The organism is Rhodobacter xanthinilyticus (assembly GCF_001856665.1).
GTDB classification, from domain to species: domain Bacteria; phylum Pseudomonadota; class Alphaproteobacteria; order Rhodobacterales; family Rhodobacteraceae; genus Rhodobacter; species Rhodobacter xanthinilyticus.
On sequence record NZ_CP017781.1, the window covers coordinates 3,117,239 to 3,134,296 of the forward strand.

General features: G+C 67.9%; 17 protein-coding genes and 1 tRNA gene. 9 read left to right on the forward strand and 9 right to left on the reverse strand.

Annotated features, from left to right (window positions below; all coding sequences use genetic code 11):
* Positions 1-78: 78 nt before the first annotated feature.
* The 3 genes from LPB142_RS15230 to LPB142_RS15240 all read left to right on the forward strand — a co-directional run bounded on the left by LPB142_RS15230 (position 79) and on the right by LPB142_RS15240 (position 3,154).
* A complete protein-coding gene (locus LPB142_RS15230) occupies positions 79-1,779 on the forward strand; it encodes an ABC transporter ATP-binding protein (protein WP_071166874.1) in 1,701 nt (566 codons plus the stop codon).
* Positions 1,780-1,810: 31 nt separating this feature from the next.
* On the forward strand, positions 1,811-2,542 hold the full coding sequence (ygfZ, locus tag LPB142_RS15235) for a CAF17-like 4Fe-4S cluster assembly/insertion protein YgfZ (protein ID WP_071166875.1): 732 nt from the start codon (positions 1,811-1,813) through the stop codon (positions 2,540-2,542).
* Between the two features lie 291 nt (positions 2,543-2,833).
* Complete coding sequence (locus LPB142_RS15240) at positions 2,834-3,154, forward strand: DUF6280 family protein (RefSeq protein WP_068765522.1); 321 nt, start codon at positions 2,834-2,836, stop codon at positions 3,152-3,154.
* Between the two features lie 69 nt (positions 3,155-3,223).
* Here the strand turns inward: LPB142_RS15240 and LPB142_RS15245 are convergent, their stop codons facing one another.
* From LPB142_RS15245 to LPB142_RS15255, 3 genes are all read right to left on the reverse strand, one after another.
* Positions 3,224-4,231, reverse strand: a complete 1,008-nt coding sequence (locus LPB142_RS15245; RefSeq protein ID WP_156894389.1) for a hypothetical protein — start codon at positions 4,229-4,231, stop codon at positions 3,224-3,226.
* A gap of 136 nt (positions 4,232-4,367) precedes the next feature.
* Positions 4,368-5,744 (reverse strand): TolC family outer membrane protein, encoded by a 1,377-nt coding sequence (locus tag LPB142_RS15250; RefSeq protein ID WP_071166877.1) that lies wholly within the window; start codon positions 5,742-5,744, stop codon positions 4,368-4,370.
* A 116-nt stretch (positions 5,745-5,860) separates the two neighbouring features.
* Positions 5,861-6,511, reverse strand: coding sequence for a protein-L-isoaspartate O-methyltransferase family protein (locus LPB142_RS15255; RefSeq protein ID WP_071166878.1), 651 nt, complete (start codon positions 6,509-6,511; stop codon positions 5,861-5,863).
* 182 nt (positions 6,512-6,693) lie between these two features.
* Between LPB142_RS15255 and LPB142_RS15260 the strand changes: the two genes are divergently transcribed.
* Together LPB142_RS15260 and LPB142_RS15265 are read left to right on the forward strand one after the other, a co-directional pair.
* Positions 6,694-6,767: transfer RNA gene (locus LPB142_RS15260), tRNA-Cys, on the forward strand.
* A gap of 128 nt (positions 6,768-6,895) precedes the next feature.
* Positions 6,896-7,417 (forward strand): carboxymuconolactone decarboxylase family protein, encoded by a 522-nt coding sequence (locus tag LPB142_RS15265; protein ID WP_071166879.1) that lies wholly within the window; start codon positions 6,896-6,898, stop codon positions 7,415-7,417.
* A gap of 11 nt (positions 7,418-7,428) precedes the next feature.
* Here the strand turns inward: LPB142_RS15265 and LPB142_RS18530 are convergent, their stop codons facing one another.
* Together LPB142_RS18530 and LPB142_RS15270 are read right to left on the reverse strand one after the other, a co-directional pair.
* Positions 7,429-7,605 carry a DUF2256 domain-containing protein gene (locus LPB142_RS18530; protein WP_083392700.1) on the reverse strand — a complete coding sequence of 59 codons (177 nt, stop codon included), beginning with the start codon at positions 7,603-7,605 and terminating at the stop codon, positions 7,429-7,431.
* On the reverse strand, positions 7,599-8,261 hold the full coding sequence (locus LPB142_RS15270) for an SDR family NAD(P)-dependent oxidoreductase (protein ID WP_071166880.1): 663 nt from the start codon (positions 8,259-8,261) through the stop codon (positions 7,599-7,601). Before LPB142_RS15270 ends, LPB142_RS18530 begins: the two co-directional genes overlap by 7 nt.
* A gap of 158 nt (positions 8,262-8,419) precedes the next feature.
* Between LPB142_RS15270 and LPB142_RS15275 the strand changes: the two genes are divergently transcribed.
* Positions 8,420-8,905, forward strand: coding sequence for a fasciclin domain-containing protein (locus tag LPB142_RS15275; protein WP_071166881.1), 486 nt, complete (start codon positions 8,420-8,422; stop codon positions 8,903-8,905).
* A gap of 212 nt (positions 8,906-9,117) precedes the next feature.
* On the opposite strand, the gene dctP is transcribed toward LPB142_RS15275, so the two are convergent.
* The 3 genes from dctP to LPB142_RS15290 are packed head-to-tail and all read right to left on the reverse strand — an operon-like array spanning position 9,118 to position 12,062.
* Entirely contained in the window at positions 9,118-10,212 is a 1,095-nt protein-coding gene (gene dctP, locus LPB142_RS15280) for a TRAP transporter substrate-binding protein DctP (RefSeq protein ID WP_068768000.1), read from the reverse strand.
* 31 nt (positions 10,213-10,243) lie between these two features.
* Positions 10,244-11,569 carry a TRAP transporter large permease gene (locus LPB142_RS15285; protein ID WP_071166882.1) on the reverse strand — a complete coding sequence of 442 codons (1,326 nt, stop codon included), beginning with the start codon at positions 11,567-11,569 and terminating at the stop codon, positions 10,244-10,246.
* Positions 11,559-12,062: a TRAP transporter small permease subunit gene (locus LPB142_RS15290; RefSeq protein ID WP_082873096.1), complete on the reverse strand. Its 504-nt coding sequence runs from the start codon at positions 12,060-12,062 to the stop codon at positions 11,559-11,561. The genes LPB142_RS15285 and LPB142_RS15290 overlap by 11 nt, the downstream gene beginning before the upstream one ends.
* 124 nt (positions 12,063-12,186) lie before the next feature.
* Here LPB142_RS15290 and LPB142_RS15295 point away from each other — a divergent pair, with 124 nt between their 5' ends.
* From LPB142_RS15295 to LPB142_RS15305, 3 genes are all read left to right on the forward strand, one after another.
* Positions 12,187-13,089: a LysR family transcriptional regulator gene (locus LPB142_RS15295; protein ID WP_071166883.1), complete on the forward strand. Its 903-nt coding sequence runs from the start codon at positions 12,187-12,189 to the stop codon at positions 13,087-13,089.
* A gap of 125 nt (positions 13,090-13,214) precedes the next feature.
* Positions 13,215-14,882 (forward strand): AMP-binding protein, encoded by a 1,668-nt coding sequence (locus LPB142_RS15300; protein WP_071166884.1) that lies wholly within the window; start codon positions 13,215-13,217, stop codon positions 14,880-14,882.
* Positions 14,879-15,652, forward strand: coding sequence for a crotonase/enoyl-CoA hydratase family protein (locus LPB142_RS15305; protein WP_071166885.1), 774 nt, complete (start codon positions 14,879-14,881; stop codon positions 15,650-15,652). The genes LPB142_RS15300 and LPB142_RS15305 overlap by 4 nt, the downstream gene beginning before the upstream one ends.
* A 28-nt stretch (positions 15,653-15,680) precedes the next feature.
* Here LPB142_RS15305 and LPB142_RS15310 read toward each other — a convergent pair whose 3' ends face one another.
* Positions 15,681-17,039, reverse strand: coding sequence for an alanine/glycine:cation symporter family protein (locus LPB142_RS15310; protein ID WP_071166886.1), 1,359 nt, complete (start codon positions 17,037-17,039; stop codon positions 15,681-15,683).
* Positions 17,040-17,058 lie beyond the last annotated feature (19 nt).

Genomic DNA, 17,058 nt, shown 5'->3' on the forward strand with positions numbered 1-17,058 from the left:
AGACCAAGCCCACCCAACCCGAGGACGACCGTGGCACGCACCCTTACCCTTTACGGCTCGCGCGACCTGCTCGCCCGGATGTGGTCGGGCTACCTGCGCCCGCATTGGCCGAAAATGGCGCTCGCGGCGCTCCTGATGGTGATCGAGGGCTCGACGCTTGGCGCGCTGAGCTGGATGCTCGAGCCGCTCTTCGACAAGGTCTTCGTGGGCGGGCGGGCGGATATGATCTGGCTCGTCGGCGGCGCGATCTTCGGGCTCTTCGTGATCCGCGCGGTGACCTCGGTCGCCTCGCGCACGCTGCTCTCGGCCGTGGCGCTCGGCACCTCGACGGCGATGCAGGTGGACCTTTTGCGCCACATGCTCACCCTCGACCAACGCTTCTTCCAGGAAAACCCGCCCGGCGCGCTGATCGAGCGGGTGCAGGGCGACACGCAAGCCGTCCAGGGCGTCTGGGCGATCTTCATCACCGGCGCGGGCCGCGATGCGGTGGCGCTCGTCTCGCTCTTTGCCGTCGCGATCTCGATCGACCCGATCTGGACGCTCGCCGCGCTGATCGGCGCGCCGCTCCTGATCCTGCCCTCGGTCGCCGCGCAACGCTATATCCGCCGCAAGACCGGCCAGATGCGCACCAATGAGGGCCTGCGCGCGACCCGCCTCGACGAGGTCTTCCACGGCATCTCGGCGGTCAAACTGAACCGGATGGAGAGCTATCAGAGCACCCGTTTCGCCCGCATCGTCGCCGAGGTCCGCCGCGCGCAGATCAAGATGGCCGCCTCGCAATCGCTGATCCCCGCGCTGATCGATGTGATCACGGGCTTTGGCTTCTTCGCGGTGCTGATGCTCGGCGGGCGCGAGATCATCGCGGGCGAGCGCACGGTGGGCGAGTTCATGTCGTTCTTCACCGCGATGTCGCTGGCCTTCCAGCCGCTGCGCCGGCTCGGCGGCCTCGCCGGCAGCTGGCAGACCGCCGCCGCCAGCCTCGAGCGCATCTACCGCCTCTTCGACACCCGCCCCTCGGTGCAAAGCCCCGCCGCGCCCCGCGCCCTGCCCGCCTCGACCGAGATCCGCCTCGAAGATGTGCGCCTCTCCTATGACGGCACGCCGGTGCTGCGCGGCCTCAGCTTCACCGCCGAGGCCGGCAAGACCACCGCCCTCGTCGGCCCCTCCGGCGCGGGGAAAAGCACGGTTTTCAACCTGCTCACCCGGCTGATCGACCCGGAGGCCGGCCGCGTCACCGTGGGCGGCGTGGATGTGCGCGAGCTCGACCTCGCCGAGCTGCGCGGACTGTTCTCGACCGTCGCGCAGGAGGCCGCGCTCTTCGACGAGACGATCCGTGAGAATATCCTGCTCGGCCGCGAGGATGCCTCCGCACAGGCGCTCGAGCGCGCGCTCGAGGCCGCCTATGTCGATGAATTCACCAAGGCGCTGCCCGCCGGGATCGACACCGCCGCGGGGCCGCGCGGCTCGGCGCTCTCGGGCGGCCAACGCCAGCGCGTCGCGATCGCCCGCGCGGTGCTGCGCAACGCGCCGATCCTGCTCCTCGATGAGGCCACCTCGGCGCTCGACACGGCGTCGGAGGCGAAGGTCTCCGCAGCCCTTGACCGCCTCGCCGAGGGGCGCACCACGCTCGTCATCGCCCACCGCCTCTCGACCGTGCGCGACGCCGACAAGATCGTCGTGATCGCCGCGGGCGAGGTCGTCGAGGAGGGCACGCATGACGAGCTGCTCGCGCGCGGCGGCACCTATGCGGGCCTGTGCCGGATGCAGCTGGTCGAATAACCGCCCCGCCCTATATCGCGGACAGGAGGCCATGATGCGCAAGATCTATGAAATCACCGGAAAGGACCGCGAACATTTCCTGCAAGGGCTGATCACCAATGACGCCCGCCGCCTCGCCGAGGGGCCGATTTACGCCGCCCTCCTGACGCCGCAGGGCAAATATCTCGCCGATTTCCTCCTCGTGCCGCGGGGCGACAGCCTGCTCTTCGACATCGACGAGAGCCTCGCCGAGGCCACGGTGAAACGCCTCGCCATGTACAAGCTGCGCGCCGATGTCACGATCACGCCGAGCGATCTCCAGGTGGCGCGCGGCACCGGCCCCGCCCCCGAAGGCGCCGTGGCCGACCCGCGCCACCCCGCGCTCGGCTGGCGCCTCTATGGGGCCGAGACGGGCGATGATGGCTCGGATTGGGACGCGATCCGGGTCGAGAACCTGATCCCCGAAACCGGCATCGAGCTAACCCCCGAGACCTATATCCTCGAGGCGGGCTTCGAGCGGCTGCACGGCGTCGATTTCCGCAAGGGCTGTTACGTCGGCCAGGAGGTCACCGCGCGGATGAAACACAAGACCGAGCTGCGCAAGGGCCTCGCGCGGCTGCGCATCGAGGGCGCGGCGCCGGTGGGCAGCGAGATCACCGACGCCGAGGGCCGCGCGGCGGGCACGCTCTACACCCAGGCCGGCGGCTTCGCGCTTGCGCATCTGCGGTTTGATCGCGCCGAGGGGCCGCTGCTGGCCGGCACTGCCCGCCTCACCCGCCCCTGACGCGGCGCGGCGTTAGCGTTCACGTTTGCGCGACCATCCCGCCCTGCGCCCGCCCGGGCCGCGGCGGAAATCACGTCGAAGTTTATCGGATTTTTGCGATCTCGTGGTTGATTGGTAGGCCCAAGCGTCTATATATGCCGGGTTGCGACGAGAGAGGGCGACTAAATCCTGTGACAGGTATGCGCTAGACGCATGACTGCCATGACTTAGGGGGCATATCGAATCGGGGCCCAAGCGCCCTAGATGCTCTGCACGCCAGGAAACGCAAGAGCAATAACAAAGGACGGAATAATGCGCGATTTCGTTGACGGCTCCGCATTCAATTACGAGCAAGGCCAACGCGCCCGCAAACTCTTTGCGGCCGTCGTTCTCGCCGCGCTCGATGATGCGATTGCCGATGACAAGAAATATGGCAACGGCCCCGAGCAGATCGCCCGCTGGGCGCGCTCGCGTGACGGGCGCGAGGTGCTGTCCTGCGCCGGGATCGACCCGAACGAGCGCGTTGTGAAGGGCCTGATGGAGTTCGTCTCCAAAGGCGTGCGCACCTCGGTCGCGCTGTCGCGCGAAGAGAGCGAACGTCGCATGGCGGCGGAAGAAGCCGAGGCGGCCTGACCCCCGCCCCGGCATGGCGAAAAGGCGCGCCCGCGGGCGCGCCTTTTGCTTTTCCCGCGCCGCGAGAGGTTACTCGAAATCGCGGCTGGTCAACGCGCGCTGGATCTCGCGCCGCACGAGCTTGCGCACATTGCGCGTGATCCGCTCGCCCAAAGTGCCCTGCAGCTCGGCGCGGATCATCTGAGCCACCATCTGGCGCAGCATCTCCTCGTCGATCAGCCCCTCGGCAACGAGATCGGGGCCGCCCTCCTCCGCCGCGTCGATATCGGCGAATTCCGCATCGAGATCATCCTCGGCCAGCGCCTCGCGCAGGCTCTCGTAGCTCGAGCGCAGCCCCGCCGCAGCCGGCGCCTCGACATGCGCGTCCGACAGATGCAGCCGCGTGGGCGCCTCCTGCTCGTCGCTCCAATCGAGCGCCTCATCCGCCTCGGCCCAGGCCGCATCCTGCAAATCCGGGTCGCCCGGCGCTTCGTAAGACACCGCCTCGGCGAGCTCGTCCACAGGCTCGGGGCTCTGCGCCACATCGGCCTCCATCGCCGCCTCCTCCTGCGCCCCATCGGGCGCCTGCGCGGCCTCGACCGCCTCCACCTCGGGCGGCAGCTCGGTCAGCGGCTCGGTCCCCTCCGGCGCAAAGTCATGCCCCTCATCGGGCTCGAACTCGATCTCGTTCTCCGCGACCAGCGCCTCCATCTGCGCGATCGTCGACTCGAGCCGGCTCAGCTCCTGCCCGATGTCTTCCTCCTGCGCGGCCGCCGCCGCCCCATCGAAAGCCGGGTCGACGAGCGCGAGCGGCGCCTCCGGCTCGGGCTCCGGCTCGGGCTCAGGGGCCACCTCGGGGGCCTCCGCCTCCGCCTCACCGATCCGCTGCGCCGGGGTCAGAACGAGGCACTCGACCTCAACCTCCGGCACATTGTGGACCGCCTCGACCAGCGCCTCGACCTCCGGCAGCTCGGCCGCCTCGACAGGCGCCGGCTCCGGCGCGGGGCGCCGATGCGTCACCGCGATATCCTCCGACACCAGCCGGCGAATCGACGAAAGCACGTCTTCGATTTCGATCTGTTTTCCGAGCTCAGACATCATGCTCCAATCCTGCTGCGAGCGCGGCCGCCTGTCCAGCCCCGTCGCCCGATTTCTCCGCCGCCGGGCAGAGATACAACGCGCAGCACAAAGCCCGCGACACTGCCGCGGGCTTCGCTCCGGCCGAAACCGCGGCTCAGTTCTTGCCGATCGCCTGCATCACGCGGTCAAGGCTCTTGCCGCGGGTGGAGGTATAGGGCGCATTCTTGACGGCGTTGTAATAGGCCGCCGGGTCATAAGTCGGGATGCCGAGCTTCAGATCGGTCACCGTCAGAAGACCCATAGCAGACAGAAGTTGATAATAGGCTACCTGCAGCTTGGCCTCCGCATCGATCCGCGAGGCCCGCGCATCGAGCAGCGTCTGCTCCGCATCGAGCACATCAAGCGTCGTGCGCGCGCCGAGCGTGGCCTCTTCCTTCACGCCGTCATAGGCGATCTGCGCGGCCTGGCTTTGCTCGGCATAGGCGCGGATCTGCGCGCGATAGACATCGATCTGCGCCCAGGCCTGCGCCACGCTGTCCGAGAGCTCAACGCCTGCCTGTTGCAGCGTCGCCCGCGCGCTCGCGGCATTCGCGATCGCCTGACGATGTGCCGACGGCAGAGCCCCGCCCGAATAGATCGTCTGGCTCAGCCCGATCGTCGCCTGCTGGGTCTCGTAGCCGCCCTCGTCATTCTTCAGCGCCATCGAGCCGGTGATCTTCGGCAGCCGCTGCGCCGCCGCCGCCTGCACCGCCAGATCATAGGCCGAGACCGAATGTTGCGCCTGCTTGATCGCGGGGTGATTGCGCAGCGCGACCGAGCGCGCCTCGTCGAGCGATTTGGGCAGCTTCGGCGCCTTCGGCAGCGCGGCGAGCGATTGCGGGTAATGGCCGACGGCCGCCTTGTAGGCCTCCCGCGCGACCTGATAATTCCCGCGCGCCGCCGCGAGCGTGGCCCGCGCCGCGGCGAGCTGCGCCTCGGCCTGCGACACGTCGGTCTTGGTGACCTCGCCCACATCGAACCGATCCTGCGTCGCCTTCAGCTCCTCGCCGATCACGCGCACCGAATTCTCGTTGATCGCGACCTGCTCGGCGGTGCTCTTCACGCTGGTATAGGCGCTGATCGCCGAGAGCAGCACATCTTGCTCGACCGAGCGCAGCGCCTCGCGGGTGGCCAGCACCGATTCCTTCTGGATATCGACCGCGAGCCGGTTGCGCCCGAAATCCCACAGCGTCATCGACGCCGCGAGCGACACGCTGCCCGATTGCCGATCAAGGTTCGGTGCGGTGTCGAGCCGGGTGTAGCCATAATCGGCCGTCCATTGCAGCACCGGGCGCAGCGCCGCGACCGCGGTCGCCACATCTTCATCGGCGGCGCGCAGCACGGCGCGGTTCTTCTCGAGCAGGTGCGAATTGCGATAGGCCGAAACCAGCGCGTCGGCGAGCGTTTCGGCGCTCGCGACGGCCGGCGCGGCGATCAGCCCGACAACCGCCGTTACGGCGAGCAAAAGGGGTTTCAGGGTCTTGCGCGTCATGCCTCGGTCCTCACTGGGTTTTGCCATTCGACTTCTACGGTCGAGCGGTGCCGGGCCGCCGCGGCGCCCCAGACATTCAGTTTATTCTATATGACCCTGGCGAGGCTTTGTCACGCTCAGAGCACGAAACCTTTTGCCGCAGCAAAGCCCGCCAGCAGCGGCGCGGTCGCGTTGAACGCGTAGCGCCAGCTCACCTCGCCATCGATCTTGCGGCCGATGCGCACGGTGCCGAGCGCGCCCTCCATGAACAGCGCCGCGATTCGGCCGCCCTCCTTGAGCTGCGCGAGCAGCGCCGCCGGCACCTCTTCGACGCCGCCCTCGATGATGATCGCATCATAGGGCCCGTGCTTGGCCGAGCCCTCGACGAGCGCGCCGGCCACCACCGCGACATTGTCGCAGCCCGCCTGCGCGAGCGCCGCCTCGGCCTGCGCGGCGAGATCGCCCTCTTCGAGCGCGACCACGGCTTCCGCCATCCGCGCGATCACCGCCGCCGAATAGCCGAGCCCGCAGCCGATATCGAGCACGAGATCGGTCGGCTGAATGTCGAGCGCATCGAGCATTTTCGAGAAGTTGCGAGCCTCGAGGATCACCCGGCCCGGCGCGACGGAGATGTTCTCGCCGACATAGGCGGCCTCACGGCGCGCGGCGGGCACGAAATCCTCGCGCGCGACGGCGAGCATCGCCTCGATGATCGGGAATTTCGTCACGTCATTGGGGCGGACCTGCGTATCCACCATCATGGTGCGGCGCGTGGCGAAATCTTGCATGTCTGAACTCTTCGGTCTGGATGTGCCTGAGAGGCGTTTTGCCACAGAACCCCGTGCGGAGCAACATGCCACAGACATCGCCCCCGCGCGCGCGGCCCCCCTGTTGCTCCGAGGTTTCAGCCACACGCATTGCCCCCTTGCGCGGGCGCGCGCGATCCATTAGGTGAGTTGCACCTTGAGCTGGCGGGTTGGCGGAGAGGTTACGCAGCGGATTGCAAATCCGTGAAGACCGGTTCGATTCCGGTACCCGCCTCCAAGCTCTCACGCGCCTCTCTTGCAAACCGGCGTGACACGATCCCCCAGCCACACCATCAGCCCGCTTTACAGACCGCGAGCTGAGCCGCTAGCGTCCGGGGCATTGGCTGACGCAAGGGTATCTTCGAAATGATTCAGTGGGTTTTGCAGCAGGTTCTCGCGCGGGCGGAGGCCCGCATCGGCGTCCGGCTTGATTATGCGCGCCAGATCGCCCGGACCGACCTCGGGCTGATGCTGCGCTACGGCAAGATCTTCGGCTTCCTCGACCCGAACCGGAAGGTGCCGGCGGCGGCCTATCATGTCGCGCGCCTGCGCGGGGCGATCAGCGCCGATTGCGGCACCTGCGTGGAGGCGGAGATCAATCTGGCCAAGGCCGCGGGCCTCTCGCCGGAGGTGATCGGCGCGGCGCTGCGCGCAGATCATGCGGGGCTGGGCGAGGATCTGGCGGCGGTGGCGCGGCTGGCGGATGCGGTCGTGCGCGACCGGGTCGACGCACCGGAAGACCGCGAGCGGGTGCGGCGTGCCTTTGGCGAGGCGGGGCTGATCGAGCTGAGCTATGCGATGACCGGCGCCGCGCTCTTGCCGGGGGTGAAGCGCGCGATGGGCTATGCCACGGTGTGCAGCCTCGACACGCTGCGCAAGCTGGCCTGAGCGCCGCCGGCCTAGGCGCCCGCGTCCGGGCGGGGTTTTGCCGCCCCCCCACGCGCGCCCCGGCAGCGCTCCGAGCAATAGCGCACCTGCTCCCAGTCGCGCGCCCATTTGCGCCGCCAGCTGAAGGGGCGCCCGCAGACCGCGCAGATCTTCACCGGCAGATCCGATTTGCGCCGCGCCTTCACCATTCGACCCGCTCCCCCTTCCAATCCCAGAACGTGCCGGTCTCGGCCGGCGTCAGGCGCGCCAGCACCGCGAGCAGCGCCTGCGCCGAGCGCTGCGGCGTGATCGTCGGATGGCGCCCGGCATAGGGCGCGCTCAGATCAGTCGCGACGGTGCCCGGATGCAGCGCCACCACGATCGCCTCGGGGCGCTTGCGCGCGATCTCGATCGCGGCGGTGCGCAGGATCTGGTTCTGCGCGGCCTTGGCGGCGCGATAGCTGATCCAGCCGCCGAGCCGGTTATCGCCGATCGAGCCCACCCGCGCCGAGAGCGAGGCAAAGACCGACCGCCGCCCGCGTGCCAGAAGCGGCGAGAAATACCGCAGCGCCAGCGCAACCCCGGTGGCATTGAGCGCAAATTGCGCGGCCATCGCCTGCGCGGTGACGGCGCTGAGCGATTTTTCCGGGCCATGCGCGCCGATCTGCAGCGCGCCGATGGCGTTCACGATCAGATCGAACTCGCCCGCGAGCCCCGCAGCCGCCTGCGCCACGCGCGTCTCGTCGGTCAGATCGAGCCCGTCGTCGCGCCGCGACAGGCCGATCACCTCGGCGCCCCCCGCGCGCAGCGCCTCGGCCAGCGCCGCGCCGATCCCGCCGCTCGCCCCCAGCACCAGCGCCCTCATCGCGCCCCCTCCGCCGCCGCGCGCCGGGGCGTCGTAACGTCTGCGTGAGGCCGCGCCGGGGCGATGATCCGCGCGCCGATCCGCCCCGTAACCCTATCATGGACGGCCCGAGGATGCCGCCTGAGCAAAACCGACAGACCACAAAATGGAGTTTCCAGATGCTGCGTAACCTGATGCTGACGACCACCGCCACGCTGATGCTTGCCGGGGCTGCTTTTGCCGAGGGCCAGAAGAGTGACATCGTCGATACGGCCGTTTCGGCGGGCAATTTCACCACGCTGGTCGCGGCGGTGCAGGCGGCGGGGCTCGTCGATACGCTGAAGGGCGAGGGCCCGTTCACCGTCTTCGCGCCGACCGATGAGGCCTTCGCCAAGCTGCCCGCGGGCACCGTCGACACGCTGCTCAAGCCCGAGAACAAGGATCAGCTCGTCGGGATCCTGACCTATCACGTCGTCCCCGGCGCGGTGAAATCGACCGATCTGACCGAGGGCCTGACCGCCAAGACCGTGCAGGGCGCGCCGGTGACCTTCACCCTCAAGGACGGCGCGATGGTCAATGACGCCAAGATCACCGCGGCCGATATCGAGGCCTCGAACGGCGTGATCCATGTGATCGACACCGTGATCATGCCGCCCGCGAACTGATCGCGCAGCGCGCAAAGGCGCAAGGCCCCGGGCATCGCTCGGGGCCTTTTTCATCGACGAGGGCGCGCGCGCAAAGCCGCAGCGCGGATCGGGGAGAGAAAAGCGGTCCATGGCCCTGAGCCTAGACCGCGCGCGGGCGAAATCAAGCCGCCCCGCCCCCGCCCCCGGGCCCGACGCAAAAGCGAAATGGGGCCCGAAGGCCCCATTCCCGATTACTTGCTCGCGCAGGCGCGGATCTTCTCGATATCCGGGCCATTGGGGTTGCGGCCGAGGTTGAACGGCGCCGAAGCCGCGCGCCAGTTCGAGTAATCTTGCAGATATTCGAGCTGGCTCAGATAGATCTTGGCCGAGCTCGGGCTCTCGCAAGCCGCCTCCTCGATCACCGCATTCGCCATCGTCTGGATCTGCTCCAGCGCCGCGTCATCCATGCGGGTGATCTCGTTGACCTCCTTGAACTGCTTGTAGGCGTCATTGGCGCGCCGCTCGGTGAAGGACAGCGACCACATCAGGTTCGCCTCCGCCGCGATTTCGAGCTTCTCGCGGGTCTCGGGGCTGAGCGCCTCCCAGGCCTGCTTGTTGATCATCACCCCGAAGATCGAGGCCGATTGGTGCCAGCCCGGCGTCGCCCAGTATTTCGTGACCTGCTGGAAGCCGCCCGACCAGTCGACGTTGGGCGTCGAGAATTCCGCCCCGTCGATCACCCCGCGCTCGAGCGATTGATAGATCTCGCCGCCCGCCATCGACACCTGCGAGCCGCCGAGCTGGTTGAGCAGCCGCCCCTGCTCGAGCCCCGACAGACGCAGCCGCTTGCCCTGCAGATCGGCGATCGTGCGGATCGGCTCCTTGGTGTGGAAGCCCGATTCGTTGTTGGTCACCGCATAGGGCAGATAGACCATGCCGAACTTGCCATAGACCTCGTTATAGAGCTCCTTGCCGCCCCATTGCTGGATCCAGTTCACATAATCGACCGCGTTGAACAGGCTCGCGGTGGTGGCCAGCGGCGAGAACGCCGGGTCGCGGCCCGCCCAATAGCCCGGCCAGTCGCCGCCGGCCTGGATCGTGCCGCTCTCGACCGCGCCGAAGACTTCGCCCGCCGGCACGAGGCTCCCGCCCTCGAAGAACTCGATCTTCAGCTCGCCCGCGGTCAGCTTGTTCGCCAGATCGACGAAATGCTTGTCCATCTCGATCAGCTCGAGCGAATTGGGCCAGGTGGTGGTCATCTGCCAGCTCGTCTCGGCCTGGGCAACCGCGCCCGCGCCGATCAGCGCCAAGGTGAACACACCGGTTTTCAGGGTCTTGGTTTGCATCAACTTCTCCTCCTCAGTCAGTGCAATTGGGTCATTTGGTGTTGTAAAGCGTGTCCGGCAGCCAGGTGATCAGCTGCGGGAAGAGCGCGAGCGCGAGCGACATCGCCACGATCAGCCCGATGAACGGCATCACCCCGAGAATGATGTCCGAGGTCTTGATGCTGCGCGGCGCCAGCGCGCGCATGTAGAACAGCGCATAGCCGAACGGCGGCGTCAGGAACGAGGTCTGCAGCACGACCGCGGTCAGCACCACGAACCACAGCTCGCTCACCCCCATCTCCCGCACCACCGGCAGGAAGATCGGGAAGGACAGCAGCACGATCCCCGTCCAGTCGAGGAACATCCCCATCACGAAGATCACAATCATCATCATCGTGATCAGCATCCACGGCTCCATGTCGAGCCCGCGCATCATGTTTTGCGCCGCATGCAGCCCGCCGGTGATGTTGAACACGCCGGTGAAGGCGGTCGCGCCGACCACGATGAACAGGATCATCGCCGAGGTCCGCCCGGTTTCCCACAGCGCCGAGGCGAAGGTCGCCCATTCGAACTTGCCGCGGAAGATCACGATCAAAAGCGCCAGGAACGCACCGATCGCCGAGGCTTCGGTGGCGGTGGCGATCCCCGCGAGCATGGTGCCGAGGATCCCGAAGATCAGCACCAGCGGCGGCAGCGCCTCAAGCAGCAGCATCGGCAAGAGCTGCGAGACCGGCACGCGCTCCTCCATCGAGACCGGCGGCGCCAGATCGGGCCGGAAAAGCGCCACGAGCGCCACATAGCCCGCATACAGCAGCCCCAGCACCACGCCCGGCACCATCGCCCCGGCAAAGAGCTCGCCCACCGAAAGCGACGAGTTCGACGACATCAGGATCAGCATGATCGAGGGCGGGATCAGGATGCCAAGGCACCCCGAGGCCGCGATCAGCCCGGTCGTGAGCCGCTTCGAATAGCCGTATTGCAGCATCGGCTTGAGCGCCATCACCCCCATCACCGTGATCGAGGCGCCGATGATGCCGGTGGTCGCGGCCAGCAGGATCGAGATGAACACCACCGCGAGCCCAAGCCCGCCGGTCACCCGCCCCATCAACAGCCGCAGCGTCTCGAACATCCGGTCGGTCACGCCGCTGTCGGACAGGAACCGCGCCATCAGCACGAAGAGCGGAATCGCGATCAGGATGTAATTGTCGAGCACCTCGCCGAAGATCCGGTTGATAACGATGCCGAGCACCATCGGCTTGCCCGCGATCAGCGCGCCGAGCACCGCCGTGCCGCCCAGCACGAAGGCCAGCGGATGCCCCATGAAGAGACCGAGCAACAACAGCCCGGCCATGATCAGGCCAATGACTTCACCCGACATGCGGCGGCTCCTGCTTGTTCAACACCAGTTTGAGCACCTCGGAGACGCCCTGCACCAGCAACAGCCCCGCCGCGACCGCCATCGCGATCTTGACCGGATAGACCGGCAGCTGAATCGCGCCATAAGTGGTTTCATTTTGCGCCAGCGAGCGCATCGCGAACTCCCAGCTGCGGGTCGCGAAGACCCAGGCGAACGGGAAGAAGAAGATCAGATAGCCGAGGATCTCGACCACCCGGCGCGGCTCCGGCCGCAGCGTTTCGGTCACCAGATCGACGCGCACATGCGCCTGATGGCGCAGCGCATAGCCGCCGAGCAGGATGAAGTAAAAACCGTAGAGTTGTTTCGTCAGATCGAACGCCCAGAGTGTCGGCGCGTTGAAGCCATAGCGCAGGACCACATCGTAGATGATCATGAGCGCGAAGATGACCGCAACGAAGGCCACGACGCGGCCCACAATCTCGTTCAACCCGTCGAAGAGACGGATCAGCACCATTAGATTTCCTCCCAAATGTCAGGCGACCGGCGCGATCCGCACCAGTCCCCCTCCCCTCGATCGTGATTAAAGGGCGGTCTGGCGCCGTTTGACATGGGTAAATGTGCAGAGGTAAGTTGCAAAAATGCAGACAACTTTTGACTGGAACGATCTGAAATTTTTCCTAGCGCTGGCGCGGCTGAAGCGGATGACGGTGGCCGGGCGGGCGCTCGGCATCGACCAGACGACTGTGGCGCGCCGGATCCGGGCGCTCGAGAAAGCGGTGGGCGCGCAATTGTTCATCCGCGACGAGGCGGGCTATGCGCTCACCCAGGCGGGCGAGCGGCTGTTGCCGATCGCGATGGAGGTGGAGCGCTCGAGCACCCGGGTGCATGAGCAGATCGTGGGCGAGGCCGGGCGGCTGGCGGGCATGGTGCGGATCGGCGCACCCGATGGCTTGGGCACCTATGTCGTCACGCCGCTCCTGGCCCGGTTTCAGCGCGACAACCCCGATGTCGATGTCGCGCTCGTGGTGCGCTCGCGGCAGTTCCAGATGTCGCATCAGGAGGTGCATCTCTCGCTCGATCTGGCCTTGCCCACAAGCGGGCGGCTGCTGGCGCGGCGGATGACCGATTACCACCTGCATTTCTTCGCCGCGCCCGATTATCTGCGCCGCTATGGCCGCCCCGAGCGGCTGCGCGATCTGCGCCACCACCGGCTCGTCGGCTATATCCCGGAGATGCTGTTTTCCGACGAATTGCGCTATCTCGAGGAGCTCGGGATCACCACGCCGGTGGGCTTCGCCTCGACCTCGATGATCGCCCAGCGCGAGGCGGTGCGCGAGGGCGCGGGGCTCGCCATCCTGCCGCGCTTCATGGCGCTCGACGACCCCGATCTCGAGCCCGTTCTGGTCGAGGATTGTGTGCTCACCCGCACCGTCTGGATCCTCAGCCACCAGAGCACCGAAGACCTCGCGCGGGTGCGTGTCGTGTCGGAATATCTCCAACAGGTCGCCCGCAAGGAACGCCACCGCTTCCTGATCTCCTGAGCGCGGGGGCGCAATCTGCCTTCCCTAGCGTCAACTTTTCCGGCGATAGACAAGCCCGGGCCGAATGCGCTCCCTTTTCCGCGGAGAAGGGCGCCCCCGACGGGGCGTCGAAGGGGAGGAAACGCATGCTGTCTCGCAAGGAGAGCTATGCCGCGACCATGTCGGCATTTCACTGGGATATTCCCGAACATTACAACATCGGCGTCGATGTCTGCGACCGCTGGGCCGCGGCCGACCCGGCGCGCATCGCGCTGATCGAGGTCGGCGAGGATGGCTATGGCCCGGCGCGCGAGACCAGCTTTGCCGAGCTGCGCGCGGCCTCGAACCGCTTTGCCAATGTGCTGCGCGGGCTCGGGCTGGGCGGCGACGGCGTCAGCGCGGGCGACCGCGTCGCGATCTTGCTGCCGCAGCGGCGCGAAACCGCGATCGCCCATATCGCGGCCTTCAAGGCGGGCTGCGTCTCGCTGCCGCTGTTCACGCTCTTTGGCCCCGAGGCGCTGCTGCACCGGCTGCGCGACAGCGGCGCGCGGGTGCTCGTGACCGATCACGCCAGCCTGCCGATGATCGCCGAGATCCGCGCCGATCTCCCCGATCTCGAGACGGTCTTCACCGTCGACGGGCCGGCCGCCGGCGCGCAGGATTTCGACGCCGCCCTCGCCGCCGCCCCGGAGGAGTTCACCCCGGTCGCGAGCCGCGCGAACGCGCCGGCGCTTCTGATCTACACCTCCGGCACCACCGGCAACCCGAAGGGCGCGCTCCATGCCCATCGGGTGCTGCTCGGCCACCTGCCCGGTGTCGAGATGAGCCATGATTTCCTGCCCCAGCCGGGCGACCGGATCTGGACCCCGGCGGATTGGGCCTGGATCGGCGGGCTGCTCGATGTGCTGCTGCCCGCGCTCCATCATGGCGTGCCGGTGGTGGCCTGCCGGTTTCGCAAATTCTCCGCCCGCGCGGCAGCCGATCTGATCCGCCGCTTCGGGGTGCGCAACGCCTTCTTGCCGCCGACCGCGCTGAAGCTGATGAAGGCCGACCCCGAGAGCGCGGGCTGGGCGCTCGACATGCGCTCGGTCGCGTCGGGGGGCGAGCCGCTCGGGGCGCAGCTGCTCGATTGGGGGCGGCAGGCGCTCGGCGTCACGATCAACGAGTTCTACGGCCAGACCGAATGCAACATGGTCGTGTCGAGCTGCGGCGCGCTCGAGGCGCCGGAGAACGGGCTGATGGGCTGGCCGGTGCCGGGCCACCGTGTCGATGTGATCGACGAGACCACCGCCGCGCGGCTGCCCGACGGGGTGGAGGGCGCGATCGCGATCCTCGCGCCGGACCCGGTGATGTTCCTTGGCTACTGGCAACAGCCGGTGGCCACGGCGGAGAAATTCGTGATCGGCCCGGAGGGGCGCTGGCTGGTGACGGGCGACCGCGGCCTGCGCCGGCCCGACGGGCGACTGATGTTCAAGGGCCGCGCCGATGACATCATCTCGACCGGCGGCTACCGGGTCGGCCCGGCCGAGATCGAGGATTGTCTGATCGCCCATCCGGCGGTGGCGATGGCGGGGGTGGTCGGCCAGCCCGACCCGCTGCGCGGCGAGATCGTCGCGGCCTTTCTCAAGCTGCGCGCCGGGGCGCAAGACAGCCCCGCCCTGCGCGAGGACATCGCCGCCCATGTCCGCACCCGCCTGGCCGCCTATGAATACCCCCGCGCGATCTATGTCGTCGATGAGCTGCCGGTGACCACCACCGGCAAGATCATCCGCGGCGCGCTGCGCAAACGCCTGATCGAGGAGATTTCCCAATGACCGATTCTGCCGTTCTGTTCGAGGCCGAGGGGCCGGTGGCGGTGATCACGCTCAACCGCCCGGCGCGGCGCAATGCCATTGATGGCGCGGCGGCGGCGGGGCTTGCCGCGGCGTTGGCGCGGTTCGAGGCGGACCCGGATCTGCGGGTGGGCGTGCTGTGCGGCGCGGGGCCGGTGTTCTGCGCGGGGATGGATCTGGCGGCCTTCGGCGCCGGTCAGGGCGAGGCGGTGCTCTTCGGCCCGGGCGGCTTTGCCGGGCTGACCGAGGCGCGCCGGAGCAAGCCGCTGATCGCGGCGGTGCAGGGCGCGGCGCTCGCGGGGGGCTGCGAGCTCGCGCTCGCCTGCGATCTGATCGTGGCCGAGGAGGAGAGCCGCTTCGGCCTGCCCGAGGTGATCCGCGGTCTGGTCGCGGGGGCGGGCGGGGCGCTGCGGCTCGCCGCGCTGATCCCGCCGGCGCGGGCGCGCGAGATCTTGCTGACCGGGCGGATGATCGACACCGCCGAGGCCTGGGATCTGGGGCTGATCGCGCGGCGCGCAGCCCTTGGCACGGCGCGCGCCGCCGCGCTCGGGCTCGCGCAGGAAATCGCCGCCAACGCGCCTTTGGCGGTGCGCGAGACGCTGCGGCTCAGCCGCGCCGCCGAGGCCGCGCAGCTCGCCCCGCTCTGGCCCGAAAACGCCCGCACGCTGCGCGAGATCATGGCGAGCGAAGACGCCCGCGAGGGGGCGCGCGCCTTTCTTGAGCGGCGCGCGCCGGTCTGGCAGGGCCGCTGACCCCGCCCCCCCGGCCCGGGGCCGTCGCTCAGCCCCGGCCGGCCGCCTCGGCGGCGAAATGCGCCCGCGTCAGCTTGACGATCACCGGCGAGAGCAGGAGCAGCGAGATCAGGTTCGGGATCGCCATCAGCGCATTGAGCGTATCGGCCACCAGCCAGGCGAAATCGAGGCTCAGCGTCGCGCCGAAGAAGATCGACACCGTCCACAACAGCCGGAACGGCTTTTCGCTCACCGTGCCGAGCAGGAACTGCCAGCATTTCTCCGCGTAATAGGCCCAGCCGAGGATCGTCGTGAAGGCAAAGAGCGCCAGACAGATCGTCAGGATGTATTTGCCCGCCCCCGGGATCGCCGCCTCGAAGGCCTGCGAGGAGAGCGGCGCGCCGGTCTCGCCGCCCGTCCAGACGCCGGTGACCATGATCGCAAGCCCCGTCAGCGTGCAGATGATGATCGTGTCGATGAAGGTCCCCATCATGCCGATCACGCCCGAGAACACCGGGTCGGAGGTCGAGCCCGAGGCCTGCGCGATCCCGGCGGTGCCAAGCCCCGCCTCGTTCGAGAAGATGCCGCGCGCCACACCCTTTTGCATCGCGAGGATCATCGAGGCACCGAGGAAACCGCCCGCCGCCGCCGAGCCGGTGAAGGCGTCCGAAACGATGGTCACGATCGCCGCGGGGATATTGCCGGCAAAGATCGCGAGCACGAAGAGCACGCTGATCAGATAGACGATCGCCATGAACGGCACGATCTTCTCCGCCACCGCGCCGATTCGCTTGATCCCGCCAAGCACGACGAGGCCGGTGAGCACGGTCAGCACCGCGCCGGTGATCCAGGTCTGCACGCCGAAGGAATTCTCGATCGCGCTCGCGATGCCATTGGCCTGCACCATGTTGCCGATGCCAAAGCCCGCCAGCCCGCCGAAAAAGGCAAAAGCGGTGGCGAGCCAGCGCCAGTTCCGCCCCAGCCCGTTCTTGATCGCAAACATCGGGCCGCCGATATGCTCGCCCCTGTCATCGACCTCGCGATACTTCACCGCGACCACCACCTCGGCGTATTTCGTGGCCATGCCGACGAAGGCGGTGACCCACATCCAGAACAGCGCGCCGGGCCCGCCGACCGCGATCGCGGTGGCGACGCCGGCGATATTGCCGGTGCCGATCGTCGCCGAGAGCGCGGTCATCAGCGCCGCATAGGGGGTGATCTCCCCCTCCGCCGCGGAGCCGGGCGTGCGGCTCCTCCAGATCATCTTGAAGCCATAAACGAGCTTGCGCAGCGGCATGAAGCCGAGGCGGAGCTGAAGATAAAGGCCGGTGCCGAGGATCAGCACGATCATCGGCACGCCCCAGACGATACCGTTGAGCCAATTGAAGAAAGTCAGTAGCAGTTCCAAACGCAGATCTCCTTTGATC